The organism is Gordonia hongkongensis, from assembly GCF_023078355.1.
Classification (GTDB): Bacteria; Actinomycetota; Actinomycetes; order Mycobacteriales; family Mycobacteriaceae; genus Gordonia; species Gordonia hongkongensis.
On sequence record NZ_CP095552.1, the window covers coordinates 2,908,648 to 2,923,756 of the forward strand.

At 63.0% G+C, this 15,109-nt stretch carries 16 protein-coding genes and 5 pseudogenes; 13 read left to right on the forward strand and 8 right to left on the reverse strand.

Going from position 1 to position 15,109, the window contains the following annotated elements:
- Positions 1–25 precede the first annotated feature (25 nt).
- Both MVF96_RS13240 and MVF96_RS13245 read right to left on the reverse strand, forming a co-directional pair.
- On the reverse strand, positions 26–178 hold the full coding sequence (locus MVF96_RS13240) for a hypothetical protein (protein WP_159372047.1): 153 nt from the start codon (positions 176–178) through the stop codon (positions 26–28).
- Positions 168–1,271 (reverse strand): TetR/AcrR family transcriptional regulator, encoded by a 1,104-nt coding sequence (locus tag MVF96_RS13245; RefSeq protein ID WP_247449292.1) that lies wholly within the window; start codon positions 1,269–1,271, stop codon positions 168–170. The genes MVF96_RS13240 and MVF96_RS13245 overlap by 11 nt, the downstream gene beginning before the upstream one ends.
- Before the next feature lie 477 nt (positions 1,272–1,748).
- On the opposite strand from MVF96_RS13245, the gene MVF96_RS13250 reads away from it, so the two are divergent.
- The 3 genes and pseudogenes from MVF96_RS13250 (at position 1,749) to MVF96_RS13260 (ending at position 4,235) form a co-directional block, all read left to right on the forward strand.
- Complete coding sequence (locus MVF96_RS13250) at positions 1,749–2,195, forward strand: Mu transposase domain-containing protein (protein ID WP_247449293.1); 447 nt, start codon at positions 1,749–1,751, stop codon at positions 2,193–2,195.
- Positions 2,196–2,201: 6 nt separating this feature from the next.
- Positions 2,202–2,881, forward strand: a pseudogene (istB, locus tag MVF96_RS13255) (IS21-like element helper ATPase IstB); the annotation flags it as partial.
- 54 nt (positions 2,882–2,935) lie between these two features.
- Positions 2,936–4,235: pseudogene (locus MVF96_RS13260) on the forward strand (IS3 family transposase).
- Here the strand turns inward: MVF96_RS13260 and MVF96_RS13265 are convergent.
- Genes MVF96_RS13265 through MVF96_RS13275 form a run of 3 tightly spaced genes read right to left on the reverse strand, consistent with a single transcriptional unit; the run spans position 4,175 to position 5,022 of the window.
- Positions 4,175–4,429 (reverse strand): hypothetical protein, encoded by a 255-nt coding sequence (locus tag MVF96_RS13265; RefSeq protein ID WP_247449295.1) that lies wholly within the window; start codon positions 4,427–4,429, stop codon positions 4,175–4,177. The pseudogene MVF96_RS13260 and the gene MVF96_RS13265 overlap by 61 nt on opposite strands.
- 30 nt (positions 4,430–4,459) lie before the next feature.
- Positions 4,460–4,750: a type II toxin-antitoxin system RelE family toxin gene (locus MVF96_RS13270; RefSeq protein WP_243829300.1), complete on the reverse strand. Its 291-nt coding sequence runs from the start codon at positions 4,748–4,750 to the stop codon at positions 4,460–4,462.
- The gene (locus MVF96_RS13275) at positions 4,747–5,022 is read right to left on the reverse strand and encodes a type II toxin-antitoxin system Phd/YefM family antitoxin (RefSeq protein ID WP_247449296.1); all 276 of its coding nucleotides are present in this window, start codon (positions 5,020–5,022) and stop codon (positions 4,747–4,749) included. The genes MVF96_RS13270 and MVF96_RS13275 overlap by 4 nt, the downstream gene beginning before the upstream one ends.
- A gap of 136 nt (positions 5,023–5,158) precedes the next feature.
- Between MVF96_RS13275 and MVF96_RS13280 the strand changes: the two genes are divergently transcribed.
- From MVF96_RS13280 to MVF96_RS13315, 8 genes and pseudogenes are all read left to right on the forward strand, one after another.
- Positions 5,159–5,719 (forward strand): hypothetical protein, encoded by a 561-nt coding sequence (locus MVF96_RS13280; RefSeq protein WP_175404364.1) that lies wholly within the window; start codon positions 5,159–5,161, stop codon positions 5,717–5,719.
- 272 nt (positions 5,720–5,991) lie between these two features.
- A complete protein-coding gene (locus tag MVF96_RS13285; RefSeq protein WP_247449298.1) occupies positions 5,992–6,492 on the forward strand; it encodes a hypothetical protein in 501 nt (166 codons plus the stop codon).
- 176 nt (positions 6,493–6,668) lie between these two features.
- Positions 6,669–7,037: pseudogene (locus MVF96_RS13290) on the forward strand (arabinosyltransferase C-terminal domain-containing protein); the annotation flags it as partial.
- 253 nt (positions 7,038–7,290) lie between these two features.
- Positions 7,291–8,607 (forward strand): IS256 family transposase, encoded by a 1,317-nt coding sequence (locus tag MVF96_RS13295; RefSeq protein ID WP_014928678.1) that lies wholly within the window; start codon positions 7,291–7,293, stop codon positions 8,605–8,607.
- Between the two features lie 43 nt (positions 8,608–8,650).
- Positions 8,651–8,854 (forward strand): annotated as a pseudogene (locus tag MVF96_RS24645) (DUF2188 domain-containing protein); the annotation flags it as partial.
- Between the two features lie 42 nt (positions 8,855–8,896).
- Complete coding sequence (locus MVF96_RS13305) at positions 8,897–9,280, forward strand: hypothetical protein (RefSeq protein ID WP_247449299.1); 384 nt, start codon at positions 8,897–8,899, stop codon at positions 9,278–9,280.
- An 86-nt stretch (positions 9,281–9,366) separates the two neighbouring features.
- A complete protein-coding gene (locus MVF96_RS13310) occupies positions 9,367–10,140 on the forward strand; it encodes a hypothetical protein (RefSeq protein ID WP_247449301.1) in 774 nt (257 codons plus the stop codon).
- Between the two features lie 135 nt (positions 10,141–10,275).
- A complete protein-coding gene (locus MVF96_RS13315) occupies positions 10,276–10,476 on the forward strand; it encodes a hypothetical protein (protein ID WP_247449303.1) in 201 nt (66 codons plus the stop codon).
- A 455-nt stretch (positions 10,477–10,931) separates the two neighbouring features.
- On the opposite strand, the gene MVF96_RS13320 is transcribed toward MVF96_RS13315, so the two are convergent.
- The gene (locus MVF96_RS13320) at positions 10,932–11,519 is read right to left on the reverse strand and encodes a TetR/AcrR family transcriptional regulator (protein ID WP_247449304.1); all 588 of its coding nucleotides are present in this window, start codon (positions 11,517–11,519) and stop codon (positions 10,932–10,934) included.
- Between the two features lie 88 nt (positions 11,520–11,607).
- Between MVF96_RS13320 and MVF96_RS13325 the strand changes: the two genes are divergently transcribed.
- Both MVF96_RS13325 and MVF96_RS24650 read left to right on the forward strand, forming a co-directional pair.
- Positions 11,608–12,168: a hypothetical protein gene (locus MVF96_RS13325; RefSeq protein ID WP_074848776.1), complete on the forward strand. Its 561-nt coding sequence runs from the start codon at positions 11,608–11,610 to the stop codon at positions 12,166–12,168.
- 102 nt (positions 12,169–12,270) lie between these two features.
- A pseudogene (locus tag MVF96_RS24650) lies at positions 12,271–12,437 on the forward strand (IS256 family transposase); the annotation flags it as partial.
- Positions 12,438–12,847: 410 nt separating this feature from the next.
- Here MVF96_RS24650 and MVF96_RS13330 read toward each other — a convergent pair.
- The gene (locus MVF96_RS13330) at positions 12,848–13,981 is read right to left on the reverse strand and encodes a hypothetical protein (RefSeq protein ID WP_247449307.1); all 1,134 of its coding nucleotides are present in this window, start codon (positions 13,979–13,981) and stop codon (positions 12,848–12,850) included.
- Positions 13,982–14,012: 31 nt separating this feature from the next.
- Positions 14,013–15,101: an aromatic ring-hydroxylating oxygenase subunit alpha gene (locus MVF96_RS13335; protein WP_418930385.1), complete on the reverse strand. Its 1,089-nt coding sequence runs from the start codon at positions 15,099–15,101 to the stop codon at positions 14,013–14,015.
- Positions 15,102–15,109: the final 8 nt, after the last annotated feature.

Genomic DNA, 15,109 nt, shown 5'->3' on the forward strand with positions numbered 1-15,109 from the left:
GTCGCGGCCCACCGCTGGACGAGGTCTAGTCGAGTGGCACGTCGGCGGCGTCGGTGTCATCGGCGATGACCTGCTCCACGTCGGAGAGGGTGTAGCCGGTCACCTCGACGAGGAAGTGCAGGTATCCAGCGCGGGCCTTGACCTGGCTGCCGCCGAGGTAGGCGCGGTCACCGGCCACAGAGTTCGACCGGGCTCAGGATGGCGGATGCCAGCGCGCGGAACTCGCCTTCGATGCCCGGCCGCGAGCGGAGCTCCGGCGACGAGATGACCTGGTAGACGAATCCGGTAAGTGCCTGCGTGAGCGCGTTGGCATCGGCATGCGTCAGGGTCGGTGAACGGGCCAGGATCGCAGCAGTCCACTCAGCAGTGTAGTCCGACGCCGTCCGGCGAAGTGAGACCTGGTCTGCTTCCGGCAGATACACGATGTCCTGGTGGGCGATGGCCAACACTCGACCGTTCGGGCCGAGCGAGTAGTCGAGGAACACACCCACGAGGACGTCCAGCGCTTCGACCGCCGAGGACTCCGCCAGTGCGTCGACGGATATCCAGTGCAGATTCTCGAGACCTCGACGCACGATGGTCATCAAGATGTCGGTCTTTCCCGCGTACTCCTGGTAGACCGTCGCCGGCGACACATCCGCTTCGGCGGCGATCTCGTGGATTCGGACGTTGGGAAATCCGCGCGCGAAGAACATCCGGGTCGCGGCGGCGAGTATCCGATCACGCCGCGCAGCGGGCCGTCGGCTGGATCCATCGGCGAACCGCGCGCGGGACTGTGCCCCGCGGGGAAGCGGACAGCTCAGGATCGAGTCCACGACCGCCCGCTGGATCTGCATGAGCCGCCGTGGGGTGAGCGAACCCCGCATCGCCGCGGTGCTCGAGAACACACTGACCGCCGCGGTCGCGAGGAGTTTCGCGGTCTGGGTGTCGATGCCGGCCTCGGTGGTGTCGAACTTCGACGCCAATGCGTCGATCAGCGTGCGGTGGTGCGCGTCCATGTCGTCGAGATCGGATCGGTCGAGATGCCGTCGTTCGCGGGTCCACAGTGTCGAGACGTCACCGTGCGCCGCCCTGGTCGCAAGCAGGTCGAAGAACACGCCGAGTTGTTCGGCCGGCGATTCGCTGCGCTCCTCGGCTTGGGTCAGGAGTGCGCGTACCCCCTCCACCTGCGTCGCCAGCGCTTTCGCCAGAATGTCCTGCTTGGAAGGAAAGTACCGGTACACCGCCGGCCCGGTCAGTCCGACGGCGGCGCCGATCTCCTCGACGCTCACATTCCGGTAGCCGGCGTCCTGAAAGAGCGCGGTCGCTTCCGCGATGAGTTGCTCGACCCGCGGTTCCGGGGTCGCCCCGGCTTCTCGGCTCGAGGCGCGGGGATCGGCGCCGACCGTGACGGGGACGGAGGTGTGGGTGAGTTCATCGCGCGCCGGCAGCCTTTCTTGCTCGAGGTCTGACGACCTCGGGGGTTACTGTCCATTCGTTGGAGTCCGCCGGATGGATCCCAACAGTGCCGCGAATCACACTCGCGATTCTGAGATCGAAACCGATCGACTCTTGACCACGCGGCGTAGGCGTGTGTCACCGGCTCGGGGCCGCGGACCGCGGTCGTCGGACGACGCTTCGAACCCAGCTGTGAGTCGCGGGTCGACGACGCAGCGCGTGTAACGGCGACTCACTGAATCCGCCGACGGGTGGTGCGCTCGATTGGTGATCGACGCCCCCGTGACGTGCTCACCGGGGACCTGGCGCAGATGGCAACACTGCCGCCGAGTGCACCACAAGTCGGGTTGAACACTCGGGTGCGGCTGGGTCGCGACTACTACGTGCGCGTGGCCGGCAACGACTACTCGGTGCACCCATCAGTGATCGGCCGGTTTGTCGACATCACCGCCGATCTACATCGGGTGCGGATCGCATGCGGCGAAGTCACCGTCGCCGACCATGACCGCAGCTGGGCCAACCACGTCACCATCGCCGACGCCCAGCACGTGCGGGCGGCTAAAGATCTGCGCCGCGACTACCGCAACCAACAGCTGCACAACCGGGCCCGCAACGCCGCGCGCGTACGCACCCACCCCGACGGCCACGAGGTGCCCATTAGAGCGCTACCCGACTACGACGACCTGTTCGGGGTGCACTTCGCCACCCCACCCCCAGGCGGACTCACACCCACCGCATCCACTATCCCTGAAGGATGAAACACCATGTCTGACAATTCGATCGGCAAACATATCGAGTTCGCAGCACGGGCGTTGAAGATGCCCACCATCCGCCGCTGCTGGGCCGAGCTGGCTGAGCGGGCACGCACCGAGGACTGGACCCACGAGCAATACCTTTCCGCGATCCTCGACCGTCAAGTCAGCGAGCGCGAAGCCAACGGCACCGCTCTACGGATCAGTGGCGCCCGGTTCCCGGCGATCAAAACCCTTGAGGACTTCACCTTCGACCACGTCCCCGGCCTGCGTCGTGACGTGATCGCCCACCTGGCCACCAGTACCTGGATCGCCAAGAGCGACAACGTGATCCTGCTCGGACCACCAGGAGTAGGCAAAACCCATCTCGCCATCGCGCTCGGCATCAAAGCTGCCCACAACGCTTACCCGGTAGTCTTTGACACCGCCACCGGATGGGCTACCCGCCTCACCGAAGCACACGCCACCGGCCGCCTGGCCCATGAGCTTAAACGGCTCCGCCGCTACCGACTGCTCATCATCGACGAGATCTACCGTTCGACTCAGACACCGCCAACCTGTTCTTCCAACTCATCGCCAGCCGCTACGAACAAGGCTCGGTGCTAATCACCTCGAACATGCCCTTCGGCCGCTGGGGCGAAGTCTTCGCCGACGACGTCGTGGCCGCCGCCCTCATCGACCGACTCGTCCACCTGAATCACCCCTGGTTTGATGCCGCTTCCTTCTGAGTCAGGAAGGATGAGCTCATGCCTAAAGAGATCGATCCAGAGGTCCGTTCGAGGGCTCTGCGGTTGCTGGAGGCCCACGGCGGCGAGTACACGTCGTTGACTGCCGCTGCCGAAGCGATCGCTAAGCAGGTCGGTGTCGGCGGAGAGACGGTACGCCGGTGGGCAGTGCAGGCACAGGTCGATGCCGGCGCCCGCTCCGGGACCACCTCGAAGGAGTCCGCCGAGATCAAGCGTCTCAAGGCGGAGAACAAGCAGTTGCGAGAAGACGTTGCCATTCTGAAGGCGGCGACAACTTTCTTCGCGGGGGAACTCGACCCCGCAACCGATGATCGTGGCGTTCATAGATCAGATGCGCAGCAACGGTTTTGCGGTCGAGTCGATCTGCCGGGTCCTGCGTGAGCAGGGCTGCATAGGTGCCGCACGAACCTACCGGGCATGGCGAACACGAATGCCTGCTGCTCGTACCGTCTCCGACGCTCACGTCGTCGATGCGGTGCGCAATGTCGTCTGGCGCACCGATGACGACGGCCGACGGAAGATGACTCCCGAGGGCCTCTACGGGCGGGTGAAGATGCGCGCCCATCTGCACCGCACAACACTGCCTGGGGTGTCCTACGGCGCTGTTGATCGAGCAATGAAAATGCTAGGCCACAACGGAATTCGAAGATCCAAAGGGGTCCGCACGACCGTCCGCTCCACTGACGGTGTACGCGCGGAGGATCTGCTGAACCGACAGTTCAGTGCCGCCGAACCCAACCGGGTCTGGGTGACCGATTTCACCTACTGCCGGACATGGGCCGGGTGGGTGTACGTGGTGTTCATCATCGACGTGTTCTCCCGTCGAATCGTGGCGTGGCACGCATCGACATCGAAGACAGTCGAGCTGGTGACGGTCCCGCTTCGGATGGCGCTGTGGCAGCGCAATCGGGAAGGGCATCCGGTGAAAGCTGCTGAGCTGATTCATCATTCGGATGCGGGAAGTCAGTACACATCGGTTACACTGACTGAGCGTCTGCGACTGGAAGACATCGCAGCGTCGATCGGATCGGTCGGGGACGCCTACGACAACGCGCTGGCCGAGTCGGTGAACGGCTTGTACAAGACCGAGTGCATCCGGACCACGATCTTCCACTCCGGTCCGTACAAGACAGTCTCCGACGTCGAGTTCGCGACCGCTGGTTGGGTCGACTGGTACAACAACAGCAGGTTGCACTCGAGTATCGGCCAGATTCCCCCGACCGAGTTCGAAACGCTTCACTACGCTGGCCTCGGACCCGAGGACCAGCCCACATTGGAGGCGGCACAGAACCTAGGGTGATTCATGCCGGCGATGGCTTCGGCGGGAGTGGTGGGCGCCCCAAGGGTGTCGGTGGCGAGGTCGTCGCGTTGGGCGAGGTCGCGGTAGCTGCGCTCGATGTCGAGGACCTGGCGTTGCAGGGCGTTGATGGGGTCGTAGAGCGCGTCGATGGCGTGGTCGAGTGTCCGGCCGGAGTCGTTCACGATGCTCCTCATGGTGTCAGGGACGTGTTGTGGCTCTGTGGGTTAGGTGCGGTAGGCGTGGGCTCGGTGGTCGATCTTGACGATGACGATGGTGTGGTGGGGATCGTCGATGCGCAGCAGGATGCGGTAGTCGCCGCGGCGTGCGCTGTGAAGGCCTTCGAGGTCGTCGCGTAGCGGTTTGCTGAGGCGGTGCGGGTTGCCGGCGAGGGGCCCGGAGATGAACTCGATGACAGCGTGGACGATCCGGGATGGAAGGCGTTGCAGATCGCGGCGTGCGGGGGATGCGACCTCGACGCGGTACTCATCGGCCGAGTCCGTGGGGTTGTCGCTCACTGGGGCGGCATGCCGTGTTCGACGCGCAGGTCCTCGAGGGAAACGGTTTGGCCGGCGGCGTACTCGACGTCGGCAGCCGCCACAGCTTCGCGGATGCCGGCGCGTGAGAGCCAGTAGATCGTTTCGTGCAGCGATTCGAGGTCGTCAGCCGACATGAGCACCGCGGCAGGTTTGCCGTGTTTGGTGATCGTGATGATGTCGTGCGTGGTTTCGGCGCTGTCGATGAGCGCGGAGAGCTTGTCCTTGGCTTCACCGAGTGGCACTGTCGTCATGCCGTCCAGTGTAGCCGCTAGACTGGCCCATCAATAGCCACACTGTTAGCCGATAATGTATCTTATGTCAGGTAAACCTGACGTCGAGTAACTCAGGCGTCTGGCTGTCCTGACATGACGGGTCTACCCTATCTGCATGGGCTGGATGCACGAGAGCGACACACACTTCCACGAGGCGGGTTTGGTGGCGTTCTTCGAGGACGGGGCCGAGAGCCACGGGTCGACCATGATTGACGGCGTGGACTACGAGATCGTCGAGACCGGCCGACACCCGGACGAGGATCGCCGGAGGCCGTCGGCCGAGATCGTCGGCTGGGTGTTGAGCTGCGATTGCGCCAGCCGATCCAGTTCCGAGGTTTCGACCTGGACCGATCCGGTCCAGTGGACACGGGTGCCCTCAGCGTCCCTCGAGGACCTTGCCCGCCACCACGTGTTCGCCCCAGACACCGACCTCGACGTCAACGTGCGGCCCGAGGTCGCGGCGGCCGCCCAAGCAGTGTGGCGGCGTGAGCATCTCGAACCGATCGACATCGACGACGAGATCCGGGCGGCCGTGGATGCCCGCAGGGACGCCGACGCGCAACTCGACGCCGCGGTGGCCAAGGCCCGCCGGCTGGGTCGCTCGTGGGCCGACATCGGCGCGGCCACCGGCATGACCCGACAATCAGCCAACGGGCGCTGGAAAGACCGCACGTGAGTGTCTCGGTCGAGATTGTTGAAGACTCACTGACAAGTGGCCCGCAACGATGTTGATCGAGGCACCAGTTACACACCCACAGGTCTCACTCGCGACCTTTACCACAACAAATGGGGCTTCTGATGTCAGCCAACCACTCATGTCGAGCAGCCATCTCTTTCGCTGCCGCGGTGGCCGTCCTCGGCCTCGCCGGGTGCGGCCAGACGGAGGTCAACCAGGGCATCCCGCCCACCGAGCCCGCGACCGCAACTTCCACCGTTGAGGCTGACTCAGTGACCGACACCACCGACCTGCGCAATCTCATGGCAAACTCCACCCACGTCTTCACCGGGCGTGTGGAGTCTGGCGCCGGCACTAAAGCTCTGAGCCCGATTCCCGAGACCCAGTACAGCGTGCTCACCGCCACCTCGCTCAAAGGTGAGGTCCCCCTGAGCGTGACCGTCAACCAGCAGGGCGGCACCAAAGACGGCGTCTACATTTCCGTCGACGGTGACGGTCCACTCAAGGTCGGGCAGTGGTACTTGTTCGCGACTCGCTTCCTCAAGTCCGAACAGTGGTACACCGTCGTGCCCGTATATGGCCACAAGCCCATCACCGAGCAGCAGGCACGCGATAGGACATCCGCGCCATTAGCGGCCGCGGATTCCGCCCTGCGCGCCAATCCGCAGAACACGCTCGCCCCGCCCGACCCGCCCAGTCCGTCGCTGACGTTCCCCATCCCACAACCAGGCGACCAGAACCCGCTGCCCCCCTCGACACCGCGACCACGCTGAAACGGCTGACCATGTCGAGTCGTCCCGCCTAAACCGCCCCGGAACAGGCCATGACGCACCGTTACGCGAGCACTTGGCTATTCCACCGCCCGTGGCAGTGCCTACGATCGACGGGGTGCCTGCGCCATATCCGCGAGGTGTGTACCCGCCGCTTCCCGGTGGTCGGCCAGACCTTATGTCAGCGTCCCGCCCAGGTGAAATGCGGAGTGCTCGAGACGCCCGAGTGGCGGATCACGCCGAACCACGAAGGCGAACGGGTCAACTCCCAACGCTGGATGGACGGCGACTTCGGTGGCCCGCTCGGCATCATCGAGAACGAACTCCGCCCCCGCGTCTACCCGTCGTACCTGCGCAACGACTGGGCCAAGGACTGGGGCATGCTCCAGAGCCTGACCCCGATACTCCCGAAGACCGACGCCGAACTGACCATCACCACCGACACCCAGAACGGGAACTGGACACCGGGACCCATGCGCGCTGCCACGAACGGACGTCTGCTTCTTAGCCCACACATCACAGACCGGCCACCTCGCGCCTCGTCGTAGCTCAGCTTCGTCACGGCCCTTCGATCCACCATCCCTGAGGTCAGGCCCCACATGTAGTAGCTGACACCGATTGTGACCCCAAGATCAGCGTGTCTTGAAGGAAATGAACAGCAGATTCGAGATACTGGCAGTACTTACAGGAAGGAATGGCCATGACCAACAAGCGGATCGTTCAGCAGCGTGAGGGACTGTCGTGAGAACGGTGTAAGTGGCCTTACCGCCCTCGGTGTGTCGGGGGCAGGAAGGTCGCATCATGACCGACACTCTGGTGGCTGTGGAGCCATCTGATGAACACGATGACGGGATCGTCGAGGTGCCTGCGGACCGCAGCGTCGATGAACTCGAGGTAGCCCGCGAGCTGGTCCGCCAGGCCCGGGAGGCCGGGGTCCGCCTGACCGGTCCGGATGGGTTGCTCAAAGCGATGACCAAAACGGTGCTCGAGACGGCGCTCGATGAAGAGATGTCTGAGCATCTCGGTTACGACAAGCACGACCAGCGTGGTCGCGGGAGTGGCAACTCGCGCAACGGGTCTCGGTCGAAGACCGTGCTGACTGATGCGTGTGGGCAGGTCGAGATCGATGTCCCGCGGGATCGGGCGGGCACCTTCGAGCCGCAGATCGTGAAGAAGCGCCAACGACGCTTGACTGATGTGGATGAGGTGGTGTTGTCGCTGTATGCCCGTGGGCTCACCACCGGTGAAATCAGCGCCCATTTCGCCGACATCTACGGTGCTGCGGTCTCCAAAGACACGATCAGCCGGATCACCGACCGGGTGCTCGAAGAGATGGCCACCTGGCATGCCCGTCCGCTCGAACGCGTCTACGCCGCGGTGTTCATCGACGCCATCCATGTCAAAATCCGCGATGGGCAGGTAGGGCCCCGGCCGATCTACGCCGCGATCGGGGTGGATCTGGCCGGGCATCGTGACGTGCTCGGGATGTGGGCAGGTGAAGGCGATGGTGAGTCGGCAAAGTACTGGCTGGCGGTGCTTACCGAGCTGAAGAACCGGGGTGTAGCCGACATCTTCTTCCTCGTCTGCGACGGGCTAAAAGGCCTGCCGCAATCGGTCGGGGCGGTCTTTCCCGACACGGTGGTGCAGACGTGTGTCATCCATCTGATCCGGGGCACATTCCGCTATGCCGGCCGCCAGCACCGCGATGCTATCGCCAAGGCGATCAAACCGATCTACACCGCCCCCACCGCTGCAGCCGCGGCCGAGGCGTTGGATGCGTTCGACGCCGAGTGGGGGCACCGGTACCCGGCAGCTATCCGGTTGTGGCGCAACGCATGGCAAGAATTCATACCGTTCCTCGACTACGACATCGAGGTCCGTAAGGTGATCTGCTCGACGAATGCGATCGAGTCACTCAACGCCCGCTACCGGCGCGCAGTGCGGGCTCGTGGGCATTTCCCGAACGAGCAGTCGGCGCTAAAGTGCCTGTACCTGGTGACCCGGTCGCTCGATCCGACCGGCACCGGACAGAAACGATGGACAATGCGGTGGAAACCAGCACTCAACGCATTCGCCATCACCTTCGCCGACCGCATGCCGGCCAGCGAAGACAACTAACCGAAAACGCCACTTACACCGTTAATCTGATACTCCCCAGCGTGATGACGGCAACTGGGAAGTCAAACGACCGGGTTCTGACCGCGCCAGTGCGGTGACACCGACGCAGGATGCTGGCATCGATAGGGCTCGACAGATCCTGAAGAACGACGGTGGAGGTGAGCTACAAGTGCGAGGCGTCAACGGTCAGATCCGGGCGCAGGACACCGTAGCGCCCGGTAACGATCCTCGGTCGTCGCGCGGCTAGTCAGCGCTCGCACGCACAGGCACGGCGGCAACAGGACGAGGCATGGTGAGCATGACGAGTGGAGACGCAGGCGTCGGCGAACAGACCTCGCAGTTCGTGCCCCAATCCCGGATCGCCTCGGAGCTAAGGGAACTTCCGCCGCGCAAACGCGCCCTGCTTGGCATTGACAATTGGGTGCTTGATCTCGTTGATGCAGTAGTACGCACAACCTTCGTACTTACTGCCGAGGACTCGCGGCCTCTGGACGAACGTCTCGATACTGTGCGCGCGTTCTTTGCCCCTCTTGATGGGGCTATGCCGTCAGTCCTCGCGGACCAGATTGATGACATGCCTGCGAAGCTGGAACAGCTCTCCGCGGAAGGTCTACCGCGCTGGGCAAAAGACTCACTCGAGACGGCCACTGGAAACGGTTCGCCGAACGGCTAGTTGGACCGAAGAGCTATGCCCGGCTCGGTGTGGCGCTCCGGGAGGACAGCACTGTCGTCGCCCACGGTTTACGCGGCCTCGTCAGGATGATCCGCCCGTACGCGGCGGCTTTTGACGACCTCGTCCAGGTTCTCGGTCCTGACCAGATGGCTGCGCTTCGGGATCTTCCCGGCGGCCTAGTCGCCTCGGCACTTCGCTTCGTGGTGCAACTGGACAGTTTCTTGGAGGATCTTGTTGCATCCGACTTCGACTGGTCACTCCTTAGCGCGTTCGGATCAGCCGGCGGTGACGAACCGGCCGATCTCGACGAGATCCTCGAGCAGGTTCGCCCTCTGATATCAGGGACCTTGCAGGCCCAGCTGGCCGAACTCAACACACGGCTCGTACGCAAGCTTCGCGGAGCCCGAACTGCTTTGGAAGTGTCCGACGATGGCGTGTCGCAGGCCGCCAATTCCCTGGTCGAGCTGATTGACTGGCTGCTGCGATCGGCGTTCGAGGACGACGAGGTGCTGCGGTGGCTCGATCAGACCGGCCTCGAGAACGAGTGGTACACCGATCCTCAGTCGGGGAAGCAAAGACCCACCAAGAAGGGGCAGGCTCTGTGTTTCGTTCACGGCGGGGCCGACCTCAAGCCTGACGGCCACACCGCACTTCATGAGGCCGTCGCTATCGCTATCGTCACAGCCCGCCGCGGACTTCAGAAGCTCAAGCACGCCGACACTGGCGACGACACCGAGAAGGTCCTCGTTGCGCAGTACCACCATGCAGTCGAGGGGTTTCTGACGGTCGCGATACGACTCACCTGGGCAGCTTTACCGCAGGAGGACATCGATCGCCTGCGGACACGTCTTGCCGCCTAATCTGAACTCGGGCCTTCGACGCAGTTATGTCATCCAAAGGACGACTTGCACTCTACCGCAATCGGTTTCGAGCGCCGGTAATAGATATTATGTCAGGTAAACCGGCGGCCCGAGGTCGCGGCGGCCGCTCAAGCAGTGTGGCGGCGTGAGCATCTCGATCTGATCAACGTCGACGAAGAGATCCGGGCGGCCGTGGATGCCCGCAGGGACGCCGACGCACTAATCGACGCCGCGGTGGCCAAGGCCCGCCGGCTGGGTCGCTCGTGGGCCGACATCGGCGCGGCCACCGGCATGACCCGACAATCAGCCAACGAGCGCTGGAAAGACCGCACGTGAGTGCTGCCGGATGAGTATCGTCTAATTCAATTCTGACGCATTCGATTTCGAGTTCCGAGGCTGGGTATTTACGACATCTTCGCTGCCTGGGAATGGATTGTGGGACGCCCCGCTGACCGGACCGCCGGACTTCCGTTGAATGTCGCCGGACGCCGGCGATGAGAGGAAGGGCCTCTACGAGGAGGGGTCGACATGAACTTGGAGACTGAGACTGTCGTGGCGATTATCAGTGCCACTATCGCCATCGGGGCGCTGTGCCTAACTGCCCGCCAGGTGCATCAAGCGGGCGAGCAAACTAAGCTGCAACGCGAACAAACGGAGCTGCAACACAAACTGCAGGGCTGCCGGTCAGCTCGACCTCAGGCGGCACCGACCTACTTGTACAGCTAGCTTGCTCAGCCGCAGTCCCGTGGCCGACACCGTCGGTGGGGTGTCGTGGTGCCTGGCCTTATTCCTCATTCCATGCCGTCTAGGACGAACTGTGCGGCGTTCATCAACCGATCGGCGATGCCATCGTAGTGGGAGTACCCCAGGCCGCATTGCAGGGTGGCCCCGTTGACCGCGATCACCAGGGCGTCTCGCCGGGCATCAGTGTCGTACTCGCCGAGGGCAGCCGAGAGTCGGTGAAGGATGACCGCGCCGGCCCGTTCTCGAATGTCTCTTACTGGCGGGTCCTCACCGAGCAGAGCTGACGTGGAAGCCCGACTCAGAACCGGGTCCTCGCCCAGAACCTCTCCGAACGTGGTGAACAGGCTGTGTAAGCGCTCACCAACCGTGGATCCACTGGCGGTCTGTGCGCCCCACTGATCAAGCTTGCGGGTGAACGCCTCGGCGATCACGTGATGCTTGGAGCGAAAGTAGCCGTACGTCGTGACGTGGGTGACGCCCGCGCGCCGCGACACTTCCCGCATCGACAACCGGTCATAACCGGACTCGTGCAGAGCATCGACGGCGGCGGAGACAATTCGATCTGACGTCACTCCACCACCGACCTCGCCCAGAAAGCCGTTCGTTGAGGTTGCGAGTTCGTCGCCGTTCGTCACCCCGATTACGGTAGACACCCAGCTATACACGTGTAAACTTTACACCTGTAAACCTGACCGACCGAACCTTGAGGAGGAGTCACCCATCATGGCTTTTGACCGCAGTGAACTACACAAAATGAAAGACAGCTGGGAACAAGCAAACATCGATGTGGAGAAGGCAGGTGACTGGCGGCCCCTGAGCGAGTTCTACACCCAAGACGCGACCTACGGCTGGAACTACGGCCCCCAGTGGGATTTCATGGCTATAGGCCGCGACGAGATCCGCGACTTCGCCATCGGATTTGAGATGGACGGACTGGACGGCTGGACCTACCCGTACCAGTCCTGGGTCATCGACGAGCACACCGGAGACATGATCGGACTATGGAAACAAGTCTTCGCCGGCCACCGCCCAGACGGCACCCGCTATGCCCTGGAAGGCATACAAGGTAGCTGGTTCAAATACGCTGGCGATTTCAAGTTCGGATGGCAACGCGATTTCTTCGACTATGGCAACGTGACCGCCCTCTACACCGAGATGCTCGGTGCCGGTGATGCCACCAATGGCATGAAAATGCGTATTGACCGAGTCCTCAACGCCGCCAAAGACCGAAAGCCACTACCCGGCTGGTACAAACTCGGCACCGCACCCGTCCCATTTTGGTGACAACCCTCATCGGGTGGACTGTCGTGAGAACGGTGTAAGTGGCCTTACCGCCGCCCTCGGTGTGTCGGGGTCAGGAAGGTCACGTCACGGCCCGCCGCTCTGATGGCTGTGGAGCCATCTGATGAACACGATGACGGGATCGTCGAGGTGCCTGCGGACCGCAACGTCGACGAGCTCGAGGTAGCGCGCGAGTTGGTGCGCCAGACCCGGGGAGGCCGAGGCCAGTTCGACCTGTCTCCGACGGCCTGCTCAAGGCGATGACCACAACCTGGTAGGTGTCCTCCGTGAACGTCTCGATCGAAGGGTCGGACGGTCTCCGAGGACGCGGCGGTGTCGGTCTCGCGATGAGCGGGGTACCGATGGCGGTTGACGAGTTTGACGCGCCTATCTCGTCAGTGCTGTCCGGCCGCTGCATCCCGAGGAACAGACCATCGCAGAGATGCTGCAGGGATGGCGCAACCATGTTCGATCGAGACGGATACGTCAGCAGCTGCACCGTCACCGCAATCTCGAACGCGCGCCGGCAAGTAGATCTGGGCGCACTCAAGCCTGACTGACCCAAGATCCGCTGATACTAGGAGTAACTCAGATCTTGGTATCGGGTCTTATCCAGTGAACAACTGCATCTTGCATCAGATGCACCATCGCGTCCACTCCGCCGACTGAGTGGCCGATAGTCCTACAGGTGAGACGACAGCAGCACGATCGACGCGTGCCGCCTGATGAAGCGCGACGGTGAGTCCAGCGCGTCTGCAGCTGTTCGTAGGTCTTCGTGCCCTATGTCCTGGATCCGATCGGACGTGAGTTCTGCAGCCATCACTTCGTCCAGCTCCGGGCGCATAGCGAGAACTTCACGAATCGGTGCGTAGTCGAGCTGACACCTTCGCTCGCCATCGACGTACGGAGCACTCACCGCCCTGCCGGCCAGATTGTCCGGCAGATCCGCGAGGAGGTTCATTGCTCTACAGGTCTGGCCGCCGGCACTCAGCACGGACACGGCATGCGCTCGAACCTCTGCCGTTGTCGTCGGAACCTTTGCAAACGCAAGGATTCGCTCGGCGGCCTGATCGTCAACCTCGCCGATCGCGAACAGGACGTCAAGAACGCGATCGATGCCACCCGACGCGGCCGCCCCCGAAGGAAGCAGGCCCAGCGCGGCGACAACGCGTGAAACAGCCGTCGGTCCGGCGGCAACCAACAGACGGTGCGCCAGGTGATGTTGTTCGCGGGAATCGGCATGTACGAGCATCTCCACCAGTTGCTCGACTTGTTCAGGCTCCGAGAGTCGAGAGAGTTGGTCCTCGATCTCCGCGAGCCGGTACAGCTCCGGGAACAGCGTTGCAAGTTGCTCGACGGTGAGTGAATTCTTCATCGCGGCAACGGGATCATCCGGATCGTGGACTACGACCGCGAACGCTTCGTTGACGGCACCAGATCTGATCAACGCTCGAGTCGCGCGGCGGGATGCGCTCACCAGACTCTCGCGGAACCGGGCGGTGACCGAATCCCAGAGGTAGTCACCAAGACCAACGGAAGCGGTCAGCGTCTCAGCCCACTTGTCACCCCTGCCTGACCAGTCGACCTGCACCGGCCAACTATCGACGTCCCATCCCCGATCAGCCACAGCATAATCCGGTACGCCTGTGGCCACCCGGATGGCTGGCCACAGGAACAGCATGTCCCGCGCATGAACATCGGTCAGCGCAGCGCCGTACACCGCTGACCCCGCAGACCGCGTCGTGACTTCCCGAACCGCAGAGACGATCTCCTCGGTGAGATCACCTTCCAGGCGACCCCAGTCGACTGCGCTCATCCCTCCCCCGATGCCGACGCGACATCAGCGGTCATGTGAGAGAGATCCCGATCTTCTCCGCCATCACCCGGATCATGTGCTGCACGCCGATTTCGTTGCGCCCGATGGCCATGTGGTCATGCTGCCCGCGGCGCACTCCTTCACCGCACTGAGGGAGCATCGCGAAGTCTTCGTCCCGAACAGCGGCATGAACCTGTGCGAATATGCCGGCATACATGTCCACCTGCTCAGGACTCTCCGCAGGGTACTTCGCCATCCAACTGTGCCGCACAACGCAACTCGTGGCCGAATCACCCGGCAGAATGTCGATGACCTCGACTCCTACAGGACTGTTGGCCAGGATGAGGTTGGGATAAACCCAATAGATGATGCCCATCTGCGCAGTCGGGTCATTCCACGACTCGTCTTGTTGCATACCCTCGAGGTCCCGAACCCAGTTGAACGGGAAGCCGATACGGTGGTGCGGGCCGAACTCGTCGTAGACGTGGGTGTTCGCGATGGTGTTCTGTCCGATGACGCTGTTGCCGTGGACGAATGGAAAGTGGTAACCCTCGGCGAAGGCTTCGAGCGCACCCTTCCAGCTGACGGCGGAGTTCAGGGATCGCTCGTCATGGTACTGGTAGTCCTGGTAGTTCCACCGTGCGAGTTCGGCACCGCACTCACCCAGGTGCGTGTCCAGATCCATCGGCGCATCGGCGTTGAGGACACCCCAGATGAATCCGTGACGCTCCTCGCTGGGTAGCTCGACCAGACCGTATTCGTCACGATTGACGTCGTCGAACCCTGCCTTGCCCGGAATCCCGCGCAGCTGTCCCCTGTTGTCGTAAACCCATGCGTGGTACGGGCATGTGAATCGTCGGCTGTTCCCTGCCCCGCAAGCCGGCATCGCGCCTCGGTGGCGGCAGTAGTTCAAGAAGACGTGAGCCTGCCCGTCACGGTCACGGGTGATCAGCAACGAATCGTCGAGCACCGTGCGCACGACATAGTCATGATTATTCGGGATCTGAGCCGATGCCAGCAGAGGAAGCGGCGTCTCCCTCAACAGTTGATTCCGTTCGTACTCGGCGATCTTGTCATCGCGGTAGTACGACAGGGGCACCCGCAGTGTCGACTCGGCCATGTCCGTGG